Here is a 20,753-nt window from a genome sequence, read left to right as displayed (position 1 = left end):
ACCACACACCATGCGACATGTGGTCATATTCGGTATTAGCCCCGGTTTCCCGGGGTTATCCCAAAGCCTAGGGCAGGTTGCTCACGTGTTACTCACCCGTTCGCCGCTCGAGTACCCCGAAGGGCCTTTCCGCTCGACTTGCATGTGTTAAGCACGCCGCCAGCGTTCGTCCTGAGCCAGGATCAAACTCTCCAACAAAAACTTTGTCGGACACAATGTCCTGGCAACAAAAGTGTTGCCAAAGGAATCCCAACCAGACAGACCAAAGCCTGACCAGTCCGGGGTATAAAACAATTGGCACTGGCTTATCAAGCACCCTGTTGAGTTCTCAAAGAACAACCACACACCAGTCAGAAGCTCTACACCGTAGAACCCCCGCTTGGGGCAACCTCTCTAACTTACCCGACTCGACTTTCGCTGTCAACCTCATGTTCAAGGTGATCAACTTGGTTCGAGTCGACCCACGCTGACGCTCACCGTTTCCGGTGCTCGTTGCTCCCGTGGTTTTCGGCGGACCGGCCGGCGTCGCTTTCGCAACCACCCGCCCGGCTCCCTGCCGGCTTTCGAACTCTACCCGGTCGGCTTCGCGTTCGCAACTCCGTGTCTCCGAAGTCGTCCCGCACCACCCGGATCCTCAGTCTGGCTCGGCGTCACCGCCACCAGCCCGGCGCCCGTTCTCGGCCGGTTTGCCCCGGCCTCCCGCGTGCAGAGAGAAAGTTACGCGGAGCGGCCCCGGAAGGCAAATCAATGATCGTCGTTGCCCGCGGCGAGTGCCGCACCTGAGGAAAGGACCTCCCGGAGAGGTACACGCCGGGCCCCGCCGTGCCAGAGTGGTCGGCATGGCTGACCTGTCCCGACGCCCGGCCCTCGCCGAGGAGGCCCTGCTCAGTCTCTTGCTGCCGTTCTGGCAGCTGGTCATCGGGGCGTTCGTCCTCGCCGTCCTGCTGCTGTCGGTGCGGCGCCTCGCCCGGCGCGGCCCGTCCCGGATGACCACCGCGCTGCTGATCACGGCGGCGGCGATCGCCGGCTTCGCGGTGGTGGGCCTGCTCCTGGAGGCCTGACGCGTTCAGAGCCGACGGTTGGCGAGGCTGGGCAGCTCGGCCCGAATTGTGCGCAGCCGGTCCAGGTCGACCTCCGCCACCGCCAGGCCCGGGCCGTCGGCGACCTGGCTCACCACCGTCCCCCACGGGTCCACCACCATGCTCCGCCCGAAGCAGGTGCGGCCCGGGTCGTGGTCGCCGGTCTGGCCGGCGGCCGCCACGAAGCACTGGTTCTCGATCGCCCGGGCCCGGAGCAGCACCTCCCAGTGGTCCCGCCCGGTGTGCATCATGAACGCGGCCGGCACGACCAGCAGCTCGGCGCCGCCCTCGACGGCGAGCTGCCGGTAGAGCTCGGGGAACCGCAGGTCGTAGCAGATCGACAGGCCGACCCGGAGACCCTCCACGTCGACCACCACCGGCTTCTCCCCCGGCGCGACGGTGGCCGACTCCTGGTAGGAGACGCGGCCGGGGATCTCCACGTCGTACAGATGGATCTTCCGGTAGGCGGCGGCGAGCGTGCCCTCCCGGTCGAAGACCAGCGAGGTGTTCCAGGTGTGCGCCGGGTCCGGGCCGGCCTCGTGGAACGAGCCGGCGATCACCCAGAGGCCGAGCCGGCGCGCGGTCGCGGCGAAGAACCGCCCCACCTCGCCGTCGACCGGCTCGGCCGGCGGCATCCGGTCGGCGTGGCCGAGGTAGTCGACGTACTCCGGGAGGAGGGCGAGATCGGCGCCGGCCGCCGCGGCCCTGACCAGCAGGGCCTCGGCGGCGGAGAGGTTCGCCGCCCGGTCGTCGCGGGCGTTGAGCTGGCAGACGGCGACGCGCATGACACCGAGGGTACGGGCTCCGGGCCGCTCGACGACAGGGCTCAGACGCTGGCCAGTACGAGCGCGGCGGCGGCGAGCCCGAGCCCGGCCACCTGGACCGGGCGCAGCCGTTCCCGGTCCACGGCAAGCGCGAGCAGGACGGTGCTCGCGGGGTAGAGCGACGCGATGGCGGCCACCACGCTGAGATGACCTCGCCCGGCGGCGGCGAGGAAGAGCGCGTTCGCCGCGGAGTCGAGCAGGCCGGCCGCGGCGGCCCAGCCGAGCACCCGCCGACCCACCCGCGGGCGCACGCCGGTGCGGGCGGCGAGCGCGAGGCCGAACGCGACGGAGCTGACGCGCACCGCCAGCACGGGCCACATCCCGGCGTCGGCGTCGGCCTGGCCGAGCAGCGCGAAGAAGATGCCGAAGAGCAGGCCCGCGGCGAGCGCGGTGCCGATGACCCGGCCGGAGACGCGGCCGGCGCCACCGCGCTCACCCAGGCTGACGAGCGCGATCGCGACCACGGCGAGCCCGGCGCCACCGAGCGCCACGGCACCCGGGGAGTCGGCCACGAGCAGGCCGGCCACGATCGGCACCACCGCGGCGGTGATCGCGGTGACCGGTGCCACCACCGCCATCGCGCCGCGGGCAAGCGCGCGGTAGAGCAGCATGACACCGGCCGCACCGGCCACCCCGGCGAGCAGGCCCCAGGCCAGGTCGGCGCCGTCCGGCGTGCCGGGCACGACGAGCACCAGCACGATCAGCAGCGGCAGGCTGAGCAGTTGGGACACCACCGTCACCGCGATCGGGTCGGCGTGCCTCGACGCCTTGCCGCCGGAGAAGTCGGCCGTGCCGAACGCGATCGCGGACACCGCGGCGAGCACAATGGGGAGCATCCCGTAGTCGTACCATAATAGTGACCGCGAAGGACAGTATGATGACCGAAACCGGTGGACGGGTGGGTGCGGTGACCGCCGCGGTCGCCCGCCAGGTACGCGAGCTGCGGGCCGCCCGCGGCTGGTCCTTCGAGGAACTGGCCGGCCGGTCGGGGGTCAGCAAGGGCATGCTGGTGCAGATCGAGGGCGCGCGCACCAACCCGAGCATCGGCACGCTCTGCCGGGTCGCCGACGCGTTCGGCGTCAACATCGCGCAGCTGCTGGAGCCCGCCGAGGAGAACACGGTGCGGGTGACCCCCGCGGACGAGGCACCGGTGCTGTGGCGGGGCGCGAACGGGGGCGCGGCCCGCCTGCTCAGCGGCATCGGCGAGCCGGACATGGTCGAACTCTGGGACTGGCGGATGCGGCCCGGCGAGGCCCTGCACTCCCCCGACCACCCACCCGGCACCCGGGAGATCCTGCACGTGCTGGACGGAGCCCTGACCGTCACCGTCGACGGCGTCGACCACGGGGTGCACACCGGCGAGACGGTGGAGTTCCACGCCGACCGGCCGCACGGCTATCGCACGGCCGGCGACGCGCCGGTACGCCTGATGATGGTGACGGTGACCCCGTCGGGCGAGTGGGACCGGCGGACCCGGTCACGCGGACCGCGCCCGAGCTGACTCGGGCGCGGTCGCGACGACAGCTCAGGCCGACTTCTCCTCGCGGTCCCGGCGACGCCGGCCGGTGAACTCGCGGGGCACGATGGTCGGGTTGACGTTCTCCAGGACGGCCTCGCGGGTGATCAGCACCCGGGCGGCGTCGGGGTTGCTCGGCACCTCGTACATCACGGAGAGGAGCACCTCCTCCATGATGGCCCGCAGGCCACGGGCGCCGGTGCCGCGGAGCATGGCCTGGTCGGCGATGGCCTCCAACGCCGGCTGCTCGAACTCCAGCTCGACGCCGTCCAGCTCGAACAGGCGCTGGTATTGCCGGACCAGCGCGTTGCGCGGCTCGGTGAGGATCTTCACCAGGGCACCCCGGTCGAGGCTGCGCACGTTGGTGATCACCGGGAGCCGGCCGATGAACTCGGGGATCAGCCCGAACTTCAACATGTCTTCCGGCATGACCTGGCTGAAGATGTCGTCGGTCGACCGCTCGGAGACCGACCGGAGCCGGGCGCCGAAGCCGGTGCCGCCGGAGCCGGTGCGGGCCTCGATGATCTGGTCGAGGCCGGCGAACGCGCCACCGCAGATGAACAGCACGTTCGTGGTGTCGATCTGGATGAACTCCTGGTGCGGGTGCTTCCGGCCGCCCTGCGGCGGCACGTTGGCGACCGTGCCCTCCAGCATCTTCAACAGCGCCTGCTGCACGCCCTCGCCGGAGACGTCCCGGGTGATCGACGGGTTCTCCGACTTACGGGCGATCTTGTCGACCTCGTCGATGTAGATGATGCCGGTCTCGGCGCGCTTGATGTCGTAGTCGGCGGCCTGGATCAGCTTGAGGAGGATGTTCTCCACGTCCTCGCCGACGTAGCCCGCCTCGGTGAGCGCGGTGGCGTCGGCGATCGCGAACGGGACGTTGAGCATCCGGGCCAGGGTCTGCGCCAGGTGGGTCTTACCGCAGCCGGTCGGGCCGAGCAGCATGATGTTGGACTTGGCCAGCTCGACGCCGTCGCTGCCGGAGCCGGGCGCGCCGGCGGCCTCGGCCTGGATCCGCTTGTAGTGGTTGTAGACCGCGACGGCGAGCGCCTTCTTGGCCTGCTCCTGACCCACGACGTAGTTGTCGAGGAACTGGCAGATCTCCATCGGCTTGGGAAGCTCTTCCCACTTCACCTCGCCGGACTCGGCCAGCTCCTCCTCGATGATCTCGTTGCAGAGATCGATGCACTCGTCGCAGATGTAGACCCCGGGACCCGCGATGAGTTTCTTGACCTGCTTCTGCGACTTGCCACAGAAGGAGCACTTCAGTAGGTCGCCGCCGTCACCGATCCGTGCCACCTACGTTCTCCCTGCACTCATCGGCCGGAGCGCCGGCCCTGACCTGCGGGCGCCGCGGCGCCCGTCCGTCCCTGTCGTCCCACTGTGCTGTCGGCTCCACCCGATCCGACCCGGAGCGGTACAGACCCGACGTTACCCGGTGGCCGGGTTTTCTCCGACCCCCAAAACGGGTGTGTCAGAGGTCGGCCGGGGTCCACCCCCGACCGACCTCCGACCCCGCACGTGCTCAGCCGGCGGCGTGAGTCGCCAGCAGACCCTTCTTGCGGCTGGTCAGGATGGTGTCGACCAGCCCGTACTCCTTGGACTCCTCGGCCGTCATGATCTTGTCACGGTCGATGTCCTTGCGAACCTGCTCGATCGGCCGGTTGCAGTGGCGGGACAGCATGTCCTCCAGCTGCGTCCGCATCCGCAGGATCTCCCGCGCCTGGATCTCGATGTCCGACCCCTGACCGTAGCCACCCTCGGTGGCCGGCTGGTGGATGATGATCCGGGAGTTCGGCAGCGCCATCCGCTTGCCCGGGGTGCCCGCGGCGAGCAGCACCGCCGCCGCGCTGGCCGCCTGACCGAGGCAGACCGTCTGGATGTCCGGACGGACGTACTGCATGGTGTCGTAGATCGCCGTCATGGCGGTGAAGGACCCACCCGGCGAGTTGATGTACATGATGATGTCGCGGTCCGGGTCGGTGCCCTCCAGCGTCAGCAGCTGGGCCATCACGTCGTTGGCCGACGCGTCGTCCACCTGGACGCCGAGGAAGATGATCCGGTCCTCGAAGAGCTTGTTGTAGGGATTCGACTCCTTCATCCCGTACGACGTGCGCTCGACGAACGACGGCAGGACGTAGCGGTTGTGCACGGCCGCGAACTGGGGCGGCAGGCTCAGGTCGGTCATCGTCAGCTCCTCGATCAGCTCAGGGTCCCGGCGCCATCCGGAACCTGCGCGGCCCCGATGATCACCTTGTCGATGAAGCCGTAGTCCATGGCCTCCTGGGCGGTGAACCAGCGGTCGCGGTCCGAGTCCGCCTCGATCTGGGCCTGGGACTGGCCGGTGTGGTGCGCCACCCGCTCCTGGAACATCCGCTTGGTGTAGAGCATCTGCTCGGCCTGGATCGCGATGTCCGACGCGGTGCCACCGAGGCCGCCCGAGGGCTGGTGCATCATGATCCGCGCGTGCGGCAGGGCGTAACGCTTGCCCTTGGTGCCGGCGCAGAGCAGCAGCTGGCCCATGGAGGCGGCCATGCCCATCGCCACGGTGGAGACGTCGTTGTCGATGTACTGCATGGTGTCGTAGATCGCCATGCCGGAGTAGACCGAGCCACCCGGCGAGTTGATCCAGAGGAAGATGTCGCGGTCCGGGTCCTCCGCCGCGAGCAGCAGCAGCTGCGCGCAGATGCGGTTGGCCACCTGGTCGTTCACCTCACTGCCCAGGAAGATGATCCGTTCCTTGAGCAACCGGTTGTAGACCGAGTCGTCGAGGTTGCCAATGGAGTCGCCACCGCGGGCCTCGATCGCCCGGAGCGACTTCTTGGGGATGTGCATGTCGGTCATGGCAGCCCTTCGCTCTCCGTACCGTCCTGTCCGACACTAACCGCTCCGCCTCCGGGCGCACTCCCGGTCGGGGCACTGTTCGCTCTCAGCGCAGTCACCCGCTCGGCGTACCCCGGAAAGGGTTTCGGCCGCCGCCCGGCGCGCAGCGCGGGACGGCGGCCGTCGCCTGACGATCAGTGCTGGTGGTCGTGCTCGGCCTCGTTCTGGGCCCGCAGCGCGTCGAGGGAGACCTCGTTGCCCGCCGCGTCCTTGATCTTGATCTTCTCCATCACCGCGGCGAGCGCCTTGCCCCGGCGGACGTCGCCGAAGACGGCCGCGGCGGCGCCGGAGCGGGCCAGCTGGTCGTAGTACTGCTGCGGAGCCATGCCGGCGCGCTGCGCCCGGTGCACGATCTCGTGCCCGAACTCGTCGTCGGAGACCTGCACGTCCTCCGCGTCGGCCAGCGTGTCCAGCAGGAGCTGGATCTTGACGCCGTCGGTCGCCGCCTCGGTCAGCTCGGCGTCGATCTGCTCCTCGGTCTTCTCCTCCGCGGCGAGGTATTCCTCCATGGAGGCGCCGATGCGCTCGAGCTGGTCGACCATCGCGGCCTTGCGGCTCTCGACCTCCTCCTTGACGACACCCTCCGGCGCCGGCACCTCGGCGGCGGCCACCATCTGCTCGAGGGCCTTGTCCCGGGCGGCGTAGATCTGCTCGACCTGCTTGCCGCGGGTGACCCGCTCGCGCAGGTCGCCGCGCAGCTCCTCGATCGTGTCGAACTCGCTGGCCATCTGCGCGAAGTCGTCGTCGAGCTCGGGGAGCTCCTTCTCCTTGACCGTGCGGACGGTCACCGCCACGTCGGCGTCGCGGCCGGCGTAGTCGCCGCCCACCAGCTGGGTGGTGAAGGTGGTGCTGTCGCCGGCGGCCAGGCCGACCAGTGCCTCGTCCAGGCCCGGCAGGAGCTGCTTGCTGCCGACCTCGTGCGAGATGTTGCTCGCCGACCCGCCCGGGACCTCCTCGCCGTCGACCGTGGCGTTCAGGTCGATCTGGACGAAGTCGCCCTCCTGGGCGGCCCGCTCGACGGTCTTCAGCGTGGCGAACCGCTCGCGGAGGCTGCCGATCTGGTCGTCGATCTCGCTGTCGGCGATCTCGATCTCGTCGACGGTCACCTCGATGGTGGCCGGGTCCGGCAGGGTGATCTCCGGCCGGACGTCGACCTCGGCGGTGAAGTTGAGCGAGTCACCGTCGTTGAACTCGGTGATGTCGACCTCGGGACGGCCGAGCGTCTTCAGGTCGTGCTCGCGGACCGCCGCGAGGATGTTCTGCGGGATGGCCTCCTGGATCGCCTCGTTGAGGACGGTCCCCCGGCCCACCCGCTGGTCGATCACCGCGCTGGGAACCTTGCCCCGGCGGAAGCCGGGAACCTGGACCTGCTGGCCGATCTCCCGGTACGCCTTCCTGAGGCTCGGCTCGAGCTCGACGAACGGCACCTCGATGGCGAGCCGCACGCGCGTCGGGCTCAGAGTCTCGACGGTGCTCTTCACAGGCGTACTCCTTGACGGATCAGGGTGTTGAAGTCTGGGGCGTGATTGCGCGCATCGAGTGTAGGCGAGTCGGCCTGCGGCATCGGCAGGGCCCGGGCACCACGCGGAGAAACCGGCGGTTCCCGGGACGATCCGGTCGCGAACGACAGTCGGGGTGGCGGGATTTGAACCCACGGCCCCTCGCTCCCAAAGCGAGTGCGCTACCAAGCTGCGCCACACCCCGTGGCGACGACGAGTGTATGCCGTCCGGACCCCCGAGCGGGTGACCGGGGCGCGCCCGTCCCGGCCGCGTCGGGGATGTGGCGGGCGGGCCCGGCCCGCCCGCCACTTCGCCGAACTAGCGTAGATCTTGCGGGCCGCCGGCACGCTTGGGGTACACGCTGCGCGTGCGCTGTCGGGATTCGGTACGCTGTCGCATGCGCCCCGCCTATGCGGGGCGCTCGCGGGCGTAGCTCAATGGTAGAGCTTCAGTCTTCCAAACTGACTACGCGGGTTCGATTCCCGTCGCCCGCTCCACCCATGACGGCCCAGGTCGACCGCGTGATCGCGGCACCTGGGCCCTTCCACCTCTTCCCCACTCCCGATCGTGCGTGCCATCCGCGTGCCATTCACCGCCGGCGACGACTCCGCCCCGCGATCAGGCGATCCATCGCGGCGGCGATCTCGCGGTCACGCTCGCTGGTGGCGTGCTGGTGAATCACGGCCGCCCGCGTCCTCCCGTGACCCATCAGGTGCATCAACTCCCCTCGCCTTGGCCCGCGCCCGTTGAGGAGTCGCGGCGCAGGATCCCGTCAGGCCGAGGCCGGCGCGTCGGCTGGCTTACCCGTCGCTGTCACAGACCAGCGTCGGGCCAGCGCCGTCGCTGCGAGGAAGGCTGCGAGGACGATGGCCGCCTCGGCCCCGATCGCGAGCGGGGTGAGCGGGAAGTCGAGCGCCCAGCCGAATGTGGCCGCTGCGGCGGTGGCGGCCACGAGAGCGGGCGGCAGTAACAGCGCCATCCGCACAGCGGTGCGCCGGATGCGAGGCGCGTCTCGTAGAACGACGCGCACGGCGAGGACAGCGCCAGCGACGACCGTTGCCGCGACACCGCCGTAGAAGACGCCGGCGGCAAGCCACACCGGCACGCGCACATTTCGGGGCAGGTCGAATGCCGCCACGAAGGCCTCGTGCAGGCCGGTGACCAAGACGTAGCCCAGGACGAGGCACAGCATCCCGCCCATGCTCGCCACGCCGAGCACCTGGCCGTACCGCGGCGGGACCCGCTCCACGCCGGCTTCCTCCGCGATCCTCAGGGCGAAATCGGTGGGGTCACCGCCGAGAAGCTGTGCCGGATCGAACCCGTCTTCGACCGCTGCCTCGAGCTCGGCGCGAAGGTCGGCCGCGAGAGTCACGCGGTCGCGGCGGTTGAGGCCGAGAGCGCGCCACTCTCGGTCTGCGGCGGCGAGGAGGCCGTCAACGTTCGATGTCGACGTGCTCATGATCGTCTCCTGGAGTCGGTGGAGGGACGGCGAGGGTCGCGTTCACGACGCCAGCGAACTGAACCCACTGGTCGCGCCAGGCCCGCAGCCGATCGTGGCCGGTATCGGTGAGCCGATAGATCTTGCGGGGTGGGCCGCCAGGACTGGGCTGCAGCGCATTGGCGACGAGCCCCAGGCGGTGCAGTCGGGTGATCAACGGGTAGACCGTGCCGTAGCTCACTGTTCCAAATCCAGCGGTGTCGAGCCGACGGACGAGTTCGTAGCCATGGGCCGGCTCGGCGGCAAGCAGCGCAAGGAGGCACATGTCCAGGCAACCCCGCAGTAACTGGGCCTGCCGCTCGGCCGCGTCGTCAGGCCTGGCTGCCGCTATCATGTGTCACATAATACTGCCGGTACTATGTGACGTCTAGTAGTTCTCTACGAACGTCGTCGCGGCCCCCCCTTGATGAGGGCGAGGCGCATGGAGGCGAGGCCCTGAAGGCCGTCCGACCGCACCGAGGCCAGGACAAGCGCCGCCGCGCTCGCCACAGCGATCATCGTTGCCCTCCTGGCGCGAGATCGTAGCGACCCGGCGCGTGGCGTCCGGCCCGTCTCCTACCGAGGCGGTCCTGCCGGTTCGGCGGCCAGCAGGCACCCCTGGAGCGCGGCAGGGCCCCGCAGCGTCAGGAACGGTCGCGGGTCCGACCCGTCCCGGTTCGCCGCGTAGAGGGTCGGGGCCGGTCCCGCCTCCGGGTGGCCGGTGAAGAACATCCGCTGCCCGACGCCGGCCAGGGGGGCGGCGCCGTCGCCCACGACCGTCCGGCCGCCGTCGCGGACGTCGACGCTCACGTGCGGCCACGAGTCGTCCCGCCAGAAGCGGCAGACGACGTGGTCCTCGTCGACCCACGCGGCGTTTGTCGGTGGCACCAGGTCCGCCTGGTCGAGATGGGCGATCTCGCGACCGGTCAGGTCCAGCACGACGGTGACGATCCCATCGTCGTCCTCGTCGGTGGCACGCAGGTAGGTCGCGGCGATCCGCCGCCCGTCCGGCGACCAGCCGATCCCACTCTCCGCCGACCAGCCGCCCTTCGACCGCGTCCACAGCCGCCGCCGCCCGCCACCGGCGAGGTCGATCACGCTCACCACCGTCAGGCCGCCGGTCTCCGGGTCGTCGTCGGGGTCGGAGGCCGTCGTCAACACCGCCAACGCCGTCCCGTCCGGCGAGAACTGGGCCAGGTGGTCCGAGGACTCACGCTCGTCCGACACCAACCATCGCTCGTGGCCGGTGGCCAGGTCGTGCAGCCCCACCACGGGCGACGCCGGGAACGGATCCACGTCGACGACGGCTGCCGTCCGGCCGTCGGGAGCGAGGGCGAGCACGACGCGGCTCGTCCCGAACAGGGCCGGCGGGTAGACGAACCCGCCGGTCTCCGGATCGAGGGCGGCGGCCACGTTCCCGGGCGCGCCGACGAGAGGGAGCAGGACCGGTGTGCGCGCCACCGCCCGGTGCGGAAGGACGTCCAGGTCGACGTCGTACTCACGGTCGGACATGTGCCCTCCGATGACCGGTGACGGGTTCGGATCGGACCGGGCGGTCAGGACAGCCGGCGGCGGATCCGCTCCCGGTCGTCCGCCGGTAGGGCGTCGGCCACCACCACCCGGGGCAGCAGCTCCGGCTCCGAGGTCACCGCGCGGAACAGCAACGCCACCGTCACGTCGTGCTCGGGCCGGTGCACGACCTCCACCGGATCACCGGCGGCGACGCTGCCGGGTGAGATCACCCGCAGGTACGCCCCGGGCACGGCGGCGGCGGTGAACCGCTTGATCCAGCCCTGCTCGCCCAGCCAGCCCTGGAACGTGCCGCACGGGATGCGCGCGCAGGACACCTCCAGGACGAGGTCCGCGCCGATCCGCCACCGCTCGCCGACCAACGCGCCGGTCACGTCCAGGCCGGCGGTGGTCAGGTTCTCGCCGAAGCTGCCGTTGCCCAGCGGCCGGCCCAGCTCGGCCTGCCAGCGGTCCAGGTCCTCCCGGGCGTACGCGTAGACGGCCTGGTCGGTGCCGCCGTGGTGGGCCACGTCGTAGACCCGGTCGCCGGCCAGGCCGACCTCGCCGGCGCCCTTCGGGCCGGGCGCGGTGACCGCGACCGAACCGTCCACGGGCTGCTTGTCGATGCCGGTCGCCCCGATCCCCTTCCAGGGATTGGGTCGGGGCCGGCCCACGTTCACGGAGAGCACCCTCATGCCGGGTGAGGGTAGGGCCGGCCCCCGTTGTCGGCCAGCGAATTCCCGCCCCGGACACGGGCCGGGAGCCGGGCGGCGCGGGCTGCGTACGATGCGGGCCGGACATGCCCGCGTCGGCCGGAGGTAGCGACGGATGTCAGGCCAGCAGGACGGTTTCGCCCTCGCCGTGGACCTCGGCACCTCGAACACGGTGGCGGTGCTGCGCCGGCCGGACGGGACCACCCGGCCGGTGCTCGTGGACGGGCACCCGATCCTGCCGTCCGGGGTGTACGTCGACGCCGACGGTCAGCTGCACGTCGGGCGGGACGCCCAACGGCTGGCCCAGGCCGACCCGGCCGGCTACGAGCCGAGCCCGAAGCGTCGGGTCGACGAGGAGACCGTCGAGCTGCGCGGGCGGGCGTACCGGCCGGCGGAGCTGCTGGCCGCGACGCTGCGCGCGGTCGCCGACTCGGCGGTGGCCGCGGTCGGTCACCTGCCTCCGGCGGTGGTGACCCACCCGGCCACCTGGGCGCCGGCCCGACGGCAGGTGCTGCACGACGCGGTGGAACTCGCCGGCTGGCCGGCGGCGGCCGAGCACACGCTCGCCGGGCCGATCGCCCCCGGCACCCGCCTGCTGCGCGAACCGGTCGCCGCGGCCCGCTACTACACCCAGGTGCTGCGCCGACCGGTGCCGGTGGGCGGCGCGGTGGCGGTGTTCGACTTCGGCGGCGGCACGCTCGACGTGGCGGTGCTGCGCAACGAGGGCGCCGACCCGTGGGGCGACTCGGGCTTCCAGCTCGTCGCCACCGGCGGGCTCGCCGACCTGGGCGGGCTCGACCTGGACGCGGCCCTGCTCGGGCGGCTCGGCGAACTGGTGCGGCCCGGCCACGCGCGGCAGTGGGCGCGGCTGACCGAGCCGGCGACCACCGCCGACCGGCGGGACCGGCAGCAGCTCTGGGACAACGTGCGCGGCGCGAAGGAGATGCTCTCCCGCGCCATGGTCGCGCCGGTGGCCGTGCCGGGCGTGGAGGCCGCCGTCCCATTGACCAGGGCGGACTTCGAGCGCCTCGCCGCGCCGATGCTCGCCCGCGCGGTCGCCGAGACCCGCGACGTCACCGCCGCCGCCGGGCTGCGCCCGGAGCAGCTCTCCGGGCTGTTCCTGGTCGGCGGCTCGACCCGGGTGCCGCTGGTGGCCCGGCTGCTGCACGCCGAGCTGGGCGTCGCGCCGACCGTGCTGGAGCAGCCGGAGCTGCCGGTCGCCGAGGGGGCGCTGACCGACCTGCCGCTGCCACGCCGACCCGGCCGGCCCACCGGGCCGGCGCAGCCCGTGCCGGCGCCGGCCGGCGCATCCCCGGCCGGTCCGCCGGCACCCCGGGGCGCACCCGACCGGACGGTGGGACGGGACACCACCGTGCCGGCGGCGGCCGGGGCGGACCGGACCGCGGCGGTCGGACCGCACGGCACGGCCGTCGAGCCGGGGACCACCGCCCCGGTCGGCCCGCCCGGCCCGCCCGGCACGCCGGCCGACGCGACGACCGCAGCTGCCGGCGGCCCGCACGGCACGCTCGTCGCCGACCCGGCCGGCCCCACCCCGCCCGGGTACGCCCCGACGTCGCCACCACCCGGCGGATCGGCGCACCCCTCGCCCGGGTACGCGCCGACGTCGCCACCACCCGGCGGATCGGCGTATCCCTCGCCCGGGTACGCCCCGACGACCGCCCCGCCCGGCGGGTCGGGGCACGGCGCGCCCGGCGTACCCCCGGGACGGCCGGACGCTGCCGGCGTACCCGGAGCCTGGTCCTCCGCCCCCGCGGGCGGCGCGGCGCGTGGCGGCGGCCGACGGGGCCGCTGGCTCGCGGCGGCCGCCGGCCTGGTGGTCGTCGCGGTGGCCGCCGCCACGCTGCTGTGGGTGTTCCGGGACCGGCACCCGGCGCTCGACTTCCACACCCCGCCGGAGTTGGTCGGGACCGTGCCGGTGGGCGACGAACGGCCCGGCGCGATGTTCACCGCGACGCTCGGCGAGCGGGCCTACCTGGCCTGGTCACGGCCGGACGACCGGCTCACGGTGCGGGCGGTGGACGCCGCCACCGGCCGGAAGCTGTGGGAGGAGCCGACCGGGGTCAGCGCCGAACGGTGGGCCGGGATCCGGGCGCTGCCCGACGGCGTCGCGGTGCTCGCCGACGCCTCCGGGTCGAGCACGGCCCGCCCGCTGGCGGTGCTCGACGGCGACACCGGCGAGCAGCGGTGGAACACCAGCATCGCCGGCGACGACGAGATCTTCCTCGGCGCCGGCACGCTGGTCCGGCTGGACCGTGCCGGCAACCGGCTGGTCGGGTTGCGGCTGGACGACGGCCGGGAGCGGTGGACGCGGGACAACCCGCGCAGCGAGTACGGCGACGCCCGGACGGTGGTGGTGCCGGTCGGCACCGGGGCGGCGCTGGACGGCGCCGCGCACCCGGACGGCTCGCCGCTCGCGCCGTGGGCCGGCGAGGCCGACCGGCTGGTGCAGGTGGGCGCGGACCGTTCGGTGCGGGTGCTGGCCATGGCGAGCGGGAAGATCCTGCGTGATCGCGGCAACGTGGCCGACCTCGACGACCCGGTGGCCGCCCGCGACGACCGGCTGTACGTGGCGGAGAACGACCGAGGCCTGCGGCTGCTCTCCTACGACCTGGGGGACCTCGGCACGCCCGACGTGCTCTACGAGGCCACGGACCGGGACAGCCGGGTGAAGGCGCTGGTCACCTGCGGCAAGCACCGCGCGTGCCTGCTGGAGGTGCCCGGCGCCGGCGCCGACGGCACGCGGGTGGTGACCGTGACCGAGGGCGAGGGCAGCCGGCACTGGGCGGCCCCGCAGGCGACGCGGCTGGTCCCGCTCGGCGAGCACCTGCTGGCGGAGCGGACCCTGCCCCGGGACTCGGTGACGCTGTTCGCGCCGGACGGCGAGCCGGTGCTGCGCGACCGCGACGGGACGGCGGTCCGGCTGGACGCCGGCAACCTGCTGCTGTTCGACAAGGAGCCGAGCGGCTACGAGGACGACCGGGTCCTGGCCGGCCTCGCGGTCGGCGGCAAGCCGGTCGAGATGGGGAAGGTGCAGCAGATCCGCAGCGAGTCCTGTTCCTGGAGCACCGAGATGCTGGTGTGCGGCGCGGAGAAGGAGTTCCGGCTCTACCGGTTCGCCGGCTGAGCGCCGAGACCGAAAGTGAGCTTGACAGTCGTCGATGCCTCGACTGGTCTGGACGTTCGAGAGATCGACGCCCGTCAGGAGGCCCCGTGTTCGTCCGACGACGGTGGACCGCGCTCGCCACCACCAGCATCCTGATCACCGCCGGCCTGCTCCACCCCGACCCCGGCGTGGCCGCGCCGACCGCTCCCACGATCACCCTGGCACCCGCCGAGACCGCAGTGGTCCGGGTACGACTCGCCGACGAGGCACAGCTCGCCCGCCTGGTCGCCGGCGGCGCCGACCTGGCCAACCGGCCCCGGTCCCGCGACGGCCACCCGCTCGCCGACCTCGTCCTCACCGGCCGGCAGCTCGCCGACCTCACCCGGCAGGGCGCGGACGCGGTGCAGATCGTGCAACGCGCCGACGACGGCGCCCGGCGGCTCGCCGAGAGCACCCGCGCCGCCCAGGCCCGCACCCGCGCCGGGCTGCGCGCCGCCGACGGGGCCGACACCCTCCAGTTCCTCCAGGCGTACTGGTGGACCACCGGCGGGAAGACCTTCCTGCAGGCCCAGGTGGCCACCACCGCCACGGACGACCCGGACGTGGAGATCACGGTGAGCTGGCGCACCGCCGACGGCGCCACCGGCTCCTTCCCGCTCTACCGGTTCGAGGACTCGGGGGAATACCAGTACCACTACGCGCTGCCGCAGCCGGTGCCCGGCCGGCCGGTGCAACTCACCGCCACCTCCAGCCTCGGCGGGACGAGCCGGCCGGTCACCCCGTCGCTCTGGCCGAACGCCGCCCCGCCGCCGCAGCCGGCCAGCTACCAGAAGGACTTCATCGACGCCTACCTGACGCCCGTCGACATCAAGGCCCGCATCGCCCGGCTGGGCCGCCAGTACCGCGACCTGGTCGACGTGATCGACCTGCCGAACCGCACCCAGGGCTACCGCCGCACCGCCGCCGCGTACCTGGGTGACCCGGCCGCCGCCGCCCTGGTGGTGGAGTCGGTCCGCTTCGGCGACCAGGGCATGAACGGCGTGCAGGCGCGCACCGTCGACCCCGGACGGCCGAACCGGCCGCTGACCGTCCGCTACCGCGACCGGGTGCTCACCGTGTCGCTGGCCACCGACGCCGCCGGCAAGGTGACCAGCACCACCGACGACGTCGCCGCCGCGATCAACGCCCGGCAGGGCACGCGCCTGCGGGCCACCGTGGAGGACGGCTCGACCGGGCTGCCCATGCCGGTCGCCGGACCGGTACGCCTCGACGACGGGTTGCAGGGCGCCGAGGTGCCGGCCCGCCCGTGGACCGTGCAGGCGCTGCGCATCGGCAAGCACCGCGACGGCTCCCGGGTCGGGGTGCTCGCGTACTCCCAGGAGCACGCCCGGGAATGGGCGACGCCGCTGGTCACGCTGGAGTTCGCGGAGCGGCTGCTGGCCAACGCGCGGACCGACGCGGCGACCCGGAGCCTGCTGGAGCAGGTGGACGTGTTCGTGATCCCGACGGTGAACCCGGACGGCGCGAACTACTCGTTCCACGACTACAACTTCCAGCGCAAGAACCTGGTGAACCACTGCACCGGGACCGCCCGCGACCCGAGGTACCGCACCAGCTGGGGCGTGGACGTCAACCGCAACTACACCGTCGGGTCGCTGTTCGACGGCTACGTGGGCGCCAGCGCCAACTGCCTCTCCGGCAACTACGCCGGCACCGGGGAGCTGTCCGAGCCGGAGAGCCGCAACGTGATCGACCTGGCCAAGGCGCATCCCCACATCAGGTTCGCGATGAACGTGCACTCCTACGGGGGTTACTTCATGTGGCCACCCGGGGCGTACAAGGCCGACGGGCGGGTCACCCTGCCGCGCCCGTCGATCGACGAGTCCACGCTGTTCCTGGCCAGCGCCCGCCGGATCGTCGGCGCCATCGCGGCCGAACGCGGCACCGTCACCTGGCCGTCGCAGACCGGCCCGGTCGCCGACGTGCTCTACTCGGCGGCCGGCAACTCGGCCGACCAGCTCTACTACGAGCTGGGCATCTTCGCCTGGGACTTCGAGGTCGGCAACGACAGGTGGAACGAGGCCACCGGGCAGTGGGAGGGCGTCGGCTTCCAGCCGCCCTTCGACGAGGCGCACGGCGAGTCCCAGGAGTACGCCGGCGGCCTGATCGAGCTGGTCCGGGTGGCCCGCGACCACGCGGCCGCGTCGGCGAGGCGCTGACCGCTCATCCCGACGGGCGACGGATGAACCGGGCGGCGCGGGGTAATGCGAGCGCCGTCCTGGAGGAGTGACGACCGGCGTCGCGGCGTACCGCGACCGGGCGTGCGGGCGGGCGGCACCACGCCGACCCGCCCGCCGCCGACCCCCACCGGCGGCCGGAGTCCGCTAGCGTGCCCTCCCGTGAAGAAGACTCGCATCGTCCCGGTCGTCCTGGCCTGCGCCCTGGCGACACTCACCGCCTGCGGCGGCGAGGACCCCGACACCGAGGCGGGTCCCGCGACCACGTCCGCCTCGCCCCCCGCCGCGACGACCCCCGCCGCCCCGGCCACCCCCGCCGCCACCGCGTCCTCGCCGCCCGCGGCGAACACCGTCGGCGACAAACAGCTCTGCGAATCCGTCAAGAAGTCGGGCGACGAGATGAAGGCGCGGCTCGTCTCCGCCGTGCAGGCCGGCGGCAACCCCGACGTCGAGGTCACCAAGATCCTGGCCGAGATGGGCCGGACCGCCACCGCGCTGGCCTCGACCGGGGGCGGCGGCGCCGCGGGCACCGCCCTGAAGAAGTTCGGCGCGGAGAACACCAAGGCGGCGAAGGCCGCCGACCCGAGCACCGCCGCCGACAGCGCCGCCATGGAGAAGGCCGGCGCGGACCTCAACGCCGCCTGCAAGGCGGCCGGCGTCACCACCAGTTTCTGACCCGCCCGGCGCGCACGGACCGGCGCGGGCGGGCGGCCTCCTGCCGACCCGCCCGCGCCGGGTGGCTCAGTTGCCGGTGACCCAGTTCCAGGCGGAGACCACCCACTCGGTCTGCTGGAGGTAGGCCACCCCCACGCCGGCCAGGAAGAGCGCGGTGAGCATGTGCGCGCCGCGCGCGCTGCGGCGCACCCGGCCGAGTTGCCGCTCCAGGACCAGCCGACCGATCAGCCGGGTCAGCGCGAACAGGCCGACTGCGGTGAGCAGGCTGAGCACGAACGTGAGCAGCGGGGCGATCAGGTTGCCCCGGCCGGAGATCGCCCAGATGCCCCAGCAGACGAACGCGAACAGCGCGCCGGCCGCGCTCCACTCCCCGCCCCGGCGCGCCTGGGCCAGGTGCCAGCTCATCGACCGGCGCGGCGCCGGCTCGCCGGCCCAGTCGCCGTGCTCCACGGTGGGGAACTGCTCGGTGCGGGGCGTGCGGCGCTGGCCGACCGCCGCCACCCCGCGCCGGAACGCGTCCCGCTGCTCGGGCACCGGCTGGGGCGGCACCTCCACGGTGCGCTCCGCCCACGGCTGTGTCTGGTCCGCCATCTTCCGTCCTCCCCCTCGACCGACGTCGGCCTCCGTTTCCGAGGGTAGCCACCCGGCAAATAGGGTGCCGACCCCCACCGTGATCGGGTACACACGGGCGATGACCGACGCGGTGGTGCCCCGAGCCGAGGACTTCGACGAGATCGCCGCGCTGCTGGCGCTGGCCTTCCACAACGACCTCGATCCCGAGATGCAGGCGATCGAACGTCCGATCTTCGAGCCGGAACGGTCGCTGCTGGTCCGCGACGGCCGGACGGCGGTGGCGCACGCCGCCGCGTTCAGCCGCGACCTGGCCGTGCCCGGGGCGGACGTGCCGGCCGCGCACGTGACAATGGTGGGGGTCGCGCCGACGCACCGCCGCCGGGGCCTGCTCAGCGGACTGATGCGCCGGCAGCTACGGGAGATCCGCGACGCCCGCCGCGAACCGGTCGCGGTGCTCTGGGCCAGCGAGGGCCGCATCTACCCCCGGTTCGGTTACGGCTCCGCGGCCCAGCGGCTGGTGCTGTCCGCCGACACCACCGGGCTTCGGCTGCCCGACCCGACGCCCGCCGAGGGCACGCTGCGCCTGGACCGACCGGCCGCGCACGCCGGCGAACTGGCCCGGCTGTACGAACGGGCGCGCGCCGACCGCCCCGGCTGGTCCCGCCGCGACGAGCGCTGGTGGGCGTACGTGCTGGCGGAGGTGAAGAGCCTGCGGGGCGGCGCCACCGAGCGACGGGTGCTGCTGCACGACGGGCCGGACGGGCTCGACGGGTACGCGCTCTACCGCACCAGGGACGAGTGGAGCGCCGGCGTCCCCCGCAGCGAGGTGCAGGTCGCCGAGGTGGTGGCGCACACGCCGGCGGCGTACCTGGCGCTCTGGCGGCTGCTGCTCTCGGTCGACCTGACCCGGCGGCTCTCCTTCCCGATCGCCGCCGTCGACGAGCCGCTGCTGCGCCTCGTCGACGAACCCCGTCAGCTCGCCCCGGTGCTCGCCGACGGGCTCTGGGTGCGGGTGGTGGACGTGCCGGCCGCGCTCGCCGCCCGCCGCTACGCCGCCGACGTCGACGTGGTGGTCGAGGTCGTCGACGCGCTGCTGCCGGAGAACAGCGGCCGGTGGCGGCTGGTCGGCGGGCCGGCCGGCGCGGAGTGCACGGCCACCACCGCGCCGGCCGGGTTGGCCTGCGACGTCCGTGCGCTCGGGGAGCTCTACCTCGGCGGCGCGACCCCGGCCGCGCTGGCCGCCACCGGCCGGGTCCGCGAGCTGATCCCGGACACCCTGGCCACCACCACCCCGGCCTTCACCTGGCACCGCTCCCCCACCCCGATGGAGGTCTTCTGACCCCGCGCGGCGCGCCCCGCCCCGCCCCGCGCGGCGCGGCGCGGCGCCGCGCCGCGCGGCGCGGCGCCGCGCCGCGCGGCGCGGCGCCGATCATGGAGTTGTGGCACCTCAGCTAATGGATCAATCCGACATCACAGGCGCCACAACTCCATGATCGTGGCGCGGCCGCCCCGTGTCCGCCGCGGGCGGTACCGTCGGGGGGTGGGTGAGGCGGAGCGACGGCGACGGCGGCTGCGGCATCACGGCGAGGCGAGCGAGCCGGCCGACGCCGGAGAGACGAGCGCCAGCACGGCCGGGGTGCACGACGACGTCGCGCCCCGCCCCCCGCACGGACCCCGACGCGCCGAGCCGGAGACGATGGACGACGGTTCCCGGCCGCCGCGGGGCAGCCGCCGCGCCGAACCGGAGTCGTCGGACGACGGTTCCCGGCCGCCGCGGGGCAGCCGCCGCGCCGAGCCGGAGACGATGGACGACGGCCCCCGGCCACCGCGGGGCAGCCGGCGCGGTGCTCCCTCCGCCGACGAGGGCGACCGCGGGCTGCGCGGCCTCGTCGGTTCCGGGTCGTCACAGGTGAGCGTGACCGCCGCGATGCGGGCCCGGGACGCGGCGCGCCCCACCGAGGACGACCTCGCCCAGGCCGAGGCACGAGTGGTGCTGGTCCGCCGCAACTGGGTGCCCCGCGAGGACCTGCCCCGCGGCGGTCGCTGACCGGCCGCGCCCGACGTCGGGTGCGGCCGAACGGGGCAGGCGCGCCGCGCCGGCCCCGCCGTCCGCGTCAGGCTGGCAGTTCCGGCAGCCGGCGGCTCTGCTCGTAGTCGGCCACCTGGGCGATCCGCCGACTGTGCCGGGGGTTGCCGGAGAACGCCGTGGTCAGGAACGCCTCGACCAGGGCGGTGGCCTCGTCCAGCGTGTGCTGCCGGGCACCGATCGCGACGACGTTCGCGTCGTTGTGCTCCCGGGACAGCTGGGCGGTGTCGACGTTCCAGGCGAGCGCCGCCCGGACGCCGGCCACCTTGTTCGCGGCGATCTGCTCGCCGTTGCCGGAGCCGCCGATCACCACGCCGAGGCTGCCCGGGTCGCCGACCACCCGGTCGCCGGTGTGCAGGCAGAACGCCGGGTAGTCGTCGTCCGGGTCGAAGGCGTGCGGACCCACGTCCACCACCTCGTAGCCCTGCTTGGCCAGGTGGTTGGCCAGGTGCACCTTCAGCTCGAAACCGGCGTGGTCGGATCCCAGGTAGACGCGCATACCGCGCAGTCTGACAGGCCCGCCTGGCGAATCGACGCCCGGGCGGCGCCCCGGA

General features: G+C 73.0%; 19 protein-coding genes, 2 tRNA genes and 1 rRNA gene. 8 read left to right on the top strand and 14 right to left on the bottom strand.

Going from position 1 to position 20,753, the window contains the following annotated elements:
• Positions 1 to 198 (bottom strand): 16S ribosomal RNA (locus GA0070213_RS24700); the annotation flags it as partial.
• Between the two features lie 641 nt (positions 199 to 839).
• Here GA0070213_RS24700 and GA0070213_RS24695 point away from each other — a divergent pair.
• Positions 840 to 1,061: a hypothetical protein gene (locus GA0070213_RS24695; RefSeq protein ID WP_091069657.1), complete on the top strand. Its 222-nt coding sequence runs from the start codon at positions 840 to 842 to the stop codon at positions 1,059 to 1,061.
• A 5-nt stretch (positions 1,062 to 1,066) separates the two neighbouring features.
• On the opposite strand, the gene GA0070213_RS24690 is transcribed toward GA0070213_RS24695, so the two are convergent.
• Both GA0070213_RS24690 and GA0070213_RS24685 read right to left on the bottom strand, forming a co-directional pair.
• Positions 1,067 to 1,864 carry a carbon-nitrogen hydrolase family protein gene (locus GA0070213_RS24690; RefSeq protein WP_091069601.1) on the bottom strand — a complete coding sequence of 266 codons (798 nt, stop codon included), beginning with the start codon at positions 1,862 to 1,864 and terminating at the stop codon, positions 1,067 to 1,069.
• Positions 1,865 to 1,905: 41 nt separating this feature from the next.
• Positions 1,906 to 2,739, bottom strand: a complete 834-nt coding sequence (locus GA0070213_RS24685) for an EamA family transporter (RefSeq protein ID WP_091069598.1) — start codon at positions 2,737 to 2,739, stop codon at positions 1,906 to 1,908.
• A 41-nt stretch (positions 2,740 to 2,780) separates the two neighbouring features.
• Here GA0070213_RS24685 and GA0070213_RS24680 point away from each other — a divergent pair, with 41 nt between their 5' ends.
• The gene (locus GA0070213_RS24680; protein WP_091069596.1) at positions 2,781 to 3,404 is read left to right on the top strand and encodes a helix-turn-helix domain-containing protein; all 624 of its coding nucleotides are present in this window, start codon (positions 2,781 to 2,783) and stop codon (positions 3,402 to 3,404) included.
• 24 nt (positions 3,405 to 3,428) lie between these two features.
• Here the strand turns inward: GA0070213_RS24680 and clpX are convergent, their stop codons facing one another.
• The 5 genes from clpX to GA0070213_RS24655 form a co-directional block, all read right to left on the bottom strand.
• Positions 3,429 to 4,721, bottom strand: coding sequence for an ATP-dependent Clp protease ATP-binding subunit ClpX (gene clpX / locus GA0070213_RS24675; protein ID WP_091069593.1), 1,293 nt, complete (start codon positions 4,719 to 4,721; stop codon positions 3,429 to 3,431).
• Positions 4,722 to 4,947: 226 nt separating this feature from the next.
• Positions 4,948 to 5,610 carry an ATP-dependent Clp protease proteolytic subunit gene (locus GA0070213_RS24670; RefSeq protein WP_091069591.1) on the bottom strand — a complete coding sequence of 221 codons (663 nt, stop codon included), beginning with the start codon at positions 5,608 to 5,610 and terminating at the stop codon, positions 4,948 to 4,950.
• Positions 5,611 to 5,624: 14 nt separating this feature from the next.
• Positions 5,625 to 6,266, bottom strand: a complete 642-nt coding sequence (locus GA0070213_RS24665; RefSeq protein ID WP_089158260.1) for an ATP-dependent Clp protease proteolytic subunit — start codon at positions 6,264 to 6,266, stop codon at positions 5,625 to 5,627.
• A 173-nt stretch (positions 6,267 to 6,439) separates the two neighbouring features.
• Positions 6,440 to 7,786 (bottom strand): trigger factor, encoded by a 1,347-nt coding sequence (tig, locus tag GA0070213_RS24660; protein ID WP_091069588.1) that lies wholly within the window; start codon positions 7,784 to 7,786, stop codon positions 6,440 to 6,442.
• A 149-nt stretch (positions 7,787 to 7,935) separates the two neighbouring features.
• A tRNA-Pro gene (locus tag GA0070213_RS24655) sits at positions 7,936 to 8,009 on the bottom strand.
• A 219-nt stretch (positions 8,010 to 8,228) separates the two neighbouring features.
• On the opposite strand from GA0070213_RS24655, the gene GA0070213_RS24650 reads away from it, so the two are divergent.
• Positions 8,229 to 8,302 (top strand) — tRNA-Gly (locus GA0070213_RS24650).
• 275 nt (positions 8,303 to 8,577) lie between these two features.
• Here GA0070213_RS24650 and GA0070213_RS24645 read toward each other — a convergent pair.
• The 4 genes from GA0070213_RS24645 to GA0070213_RS24630 all read right to left on the bottom strand — a co-directional run bounded on the left by GA0070213_RS24645 (position 8,578) and on the right by GA0070213_RS24630 (position 11,486).
• Positions 8,578 to 9,264: a hypothetical protein gene (locus tag GA0070213_RS24645; protein ID WP_091069586.1), complete on the bottom strand. Its 687-nt coding sequence runs from the start codon at positions 9,262 to 9,264 to the stop codon at positions 8,578 to 8,580.
• Positions 9,239 to 9,637 (bottom strand): PadR family transcriptional regulator, encoded by a 399-nt coding sequence (locus GA0070213_RS24640; RefSeq protein WP_091069583.1) that lies wholly within the window; start codon positions 9,635 to 9,637, stop codon positions 9,239 to 9,241. The genes GA0070213_RS24645 and GA0070213_RS24640 overlap by 26 nt, the downstream gene beginning before the upstream one ends.
• 221 nt (positions 9,638 to 9,858) lie before the next feature.
• Entirely contained in the window at positions 9,859 to 10,794 is a 936-nt protein-coding gene (locus GA0070213_RS24635) for a TolB family protein (protein ID WP_091069581.1), read from the bottom strand.
• A 44-nt stretch (positions 10,795 to 10,838) separates the two neighbouring features.
• Positions 10,839 to 11,486: an MOSC domain-containing protein gene (locus GA0070213_RS24630; RefSeq protein ID WP_091069578.1), complete on the bottom strand. Its 648-nt coding sequence runs from the start codon at positions 11,484 to 11,486 to the stop codon at positions 10,839 to 10,841.
• A 133-nt stretch (positions 11,487 to 11,619) separates the two neighbouring features.
• On the opposite strand from GA0070213_RS24630, the gene GA0070213_RS24625 reads away from it, so the two are divergent.
• The 3 genes from GA0070213_RS24625 (at position 11,620) to GA0070213_RS24615 (ending at position 17,540) form a co-directional block, all read left to right on the top strand.
• Entirely contained in the window at positions 11,620 to 14,649 is a 3,030-nt protein-coding gene (locus tag GA0070213_RS24625) for a hsp70 family protein (RefSeq protein ID WP_091069575.1), read from the top strand.
• A gap of 86 nt (positions 14,650 to 14,735) precedes the next feature.
• Positions 14,736 to 16,847, top strand: coding sequence for a M14 family zinc carboxypeptidase (locus tag GA0070213_RS24620; RefSeq protein WP_091069572.1), 2,112 nt, complete (start codon positions 14,736 to 14,738; stop codon positions 16,845 to 16,847).
• A 180-nt stretch (positions 16,848 to 17,027) separates the two neighbouring features.
• A complete protein-coding gene (locus GA0070213_RS24615) occupies positions 17,028 to 17,540 on the top strand; it encodes a hypothetical protein (RefSeq protein WP_091069569.1) in 513 nt (170 codons plus the stop codon).
• Positions 17,541 to 17,606: 66 nt separating this feature from the next.
• Here GA0070213_RS24615 and GA0070213_RS24610 read toward each other — a convergent pair whose 3' ends face one another.
• Positions 17,607 to 18,131: a hypothetical protein gene (locus GA0070213_RS24610; RefSeq protein WP_091069567.1), complete on the bottom strand. Its 525-nt coding sequence runs from the start codon at positions 18,129 to 18,131 to the stop codon at positions 17,607 to 17,609.
• A 100-nt stretch (positions 18,132 to 18,231) separates the two neighbouring features.
• On the opposite strand from GA0070213_RS24610, the gene GA0070213_RS24605 reads away from it, so the two are divergent.
• On the top strand, positions 18,232 to 19,452 hold the full coding sequence (locus tag GA0070213_RS24605) for a GNAT family N-acetyltransferase (RefSeq protein ID WP_175441472.1): 1,221 nt from the start codon (positions 18,232 to 18,234) through the stop codon (positions 19,450 to 19,452).
• A 357-nt stretch (positions 19,453 to 19,809) separates the two neighbouring features.
• On the top strand, positions 19,810 to 20,160 hold the full coding sequence (locus GA0070213_RS32810) for a hypothetical protein (RefSeq protein WP_425412861.1): 351 nt from the start codon (positions 19,810 to 19,812) through the stop codon (positions 20,158 to 20,160).
• A 67-nt stretch (positions 20,161 to 20,227) separates the two neighbouring features.
• On the opposite strand, the gene GA0070213_RS24595 is transcribed toward GA0070213_RS32810, so the two are convergent.
• Positions 20,228 to 20,698, bottom strand: coding sequence for a ribose-5-phosphate isomerase (locus tag GA0070213_RS24595; RefSeq protein WP_091069561.1), 471 nt, complete (start codon positions 20,696 to 20,698; stop codon positions 20,228 to 20,230).
• Between the last annotated feature and the right edge of the window lie 55 nt (positions 20,699 to 20,753).

Origin of the sequence: Micromonospora humi (assembly GCF_900090105.1) — a bacterium.
Taxonomy (GTDB): Bacteria; Actinomycetota; Actinomycetes; order Mycobacteriales; family Micromonosporaceae; genus Micromonospora; species Micromonospora humi.
This window is presented reverse-complemented; position numbering and strand designations above follow the sequence as displayed.

What these genes read in the sequence shown, in the direction of transcription:
- GA0070213_RS24695 (WP_091069657.1), top strand. Translation starts at nt 840, where the DNA reads ATGGCTGACCTGTCCCGACGCCCGGCCCTCGCCGAGGAGGCCCTGCTC.
- GA0070213_RS24690 (WP_091069601.1), bottom strand. Translation starts at nt 1,864, where the DNA reads ATGCGCGTCGCCGTCTGCCAGCTCAACGCCCGCGACGACCGGGCGGCG.
- GA0070213_RS24685 (WP_091069598.1), bottom strand. Translation starts at nt 2,739, where the DNA reads ATGCTCCCCATTGTGCTCGCCGCGGTGTCCGCGATCGCGTTCGGCACG.
- GA0070213_RS24680 (WP_091069596.1), top strand. Translation starts at nt 2,781, where the DNA reads ATGACCGAAACCGGTGGACGGGTGGGTGCGGTGACCGCCGCGGTCGCC.
- GA0070213_RS24670 (WP_091069591.1), bottom strand. Translation starts at nt 5,610, where the DNA reads ATGACCGACCTGAGCCTGCCGCCCCAGTTCGCGGCCGTGCACAACCGC.
- GA0070213_RS24665 (WP_089158260.1), bottom strand. Translation starts at nt 6,266, where the DNA reads ATGACCGACATGCACATCCCCAAGAAGTCGCTCCGGGCGATCGAGGCC.
- GA0070213_RS24645 (WP_091069586.1), bottom strand. Translation starts at nt 9,264, where the DNA reads ATGAGCACGTCGACATCGAACGTTGACGGCCTCCTCGCCGCCGCAGAC.
- GA0070213_RS24640 (WP_091069583.1), bottom strand. Translation starts at nt 9,637, where the DNA reads ATGATAGCGGCAGCCAGGCCTGACGACGCGGCCGAGCGGCAGGCCCAG.
- GA0070213_RS24635 (WP_091069581.1), bottom strand. Translation starts at nt 10,794, where the DNA reads ATGTCCGACCGTGAGTACGACGTCGACCTGGACGTCCTTCCGCACCGG.
- GA0070213_RS24630 (WP_091069578.1), bottom strand. Translation starts at nt 11,486, where the DNA reads ATGAGGGTGCTCTCCGTGAACGTGGGCCGGCCCCGACCCAATCCCTGG.
- GA0070213_RS24625 (WP_091069575.1), top strand. Translation starts at nt 11,620, where the DNA reads ATGTCAGGCCAGCAGGACGGTTTCGCCCTCGCCGTGGACCTCGGCACC.
- GA0070213_RS24610 (WP_091069567.1), bottom strand. Translation starts at nt 18,131, where the DNA reads ATGGCGGACCAGACACAGCCGTGGGCGGAGCGCACCGTGGAGGTGCCG.
- GA0070213_RS24605 (WP_175441472.1), top strand. Translation starts at nt 18,232, where the DNA reads ATGACCGACGCGGTGGTGCCCCGAGCCGAGGACTTCGACGAGATCGCC.
- GA0070213_RS32810 (WP_425412861.1), top strand. Translation starts at nt 19,810, where the DNA reads ATGGACGACGGTTCCCGGCCGCCGCGGGGCAGCCGCCGCGCCGAACCG.
- GA0070213_RS24595 (WP_091069561.1), bottom strand. Translation starts at nt 20,698, where the DNA reads ATGCGCGTCTACCTGGGATCCGACCACGCCGGTTTCGAGCTGAAGGTG.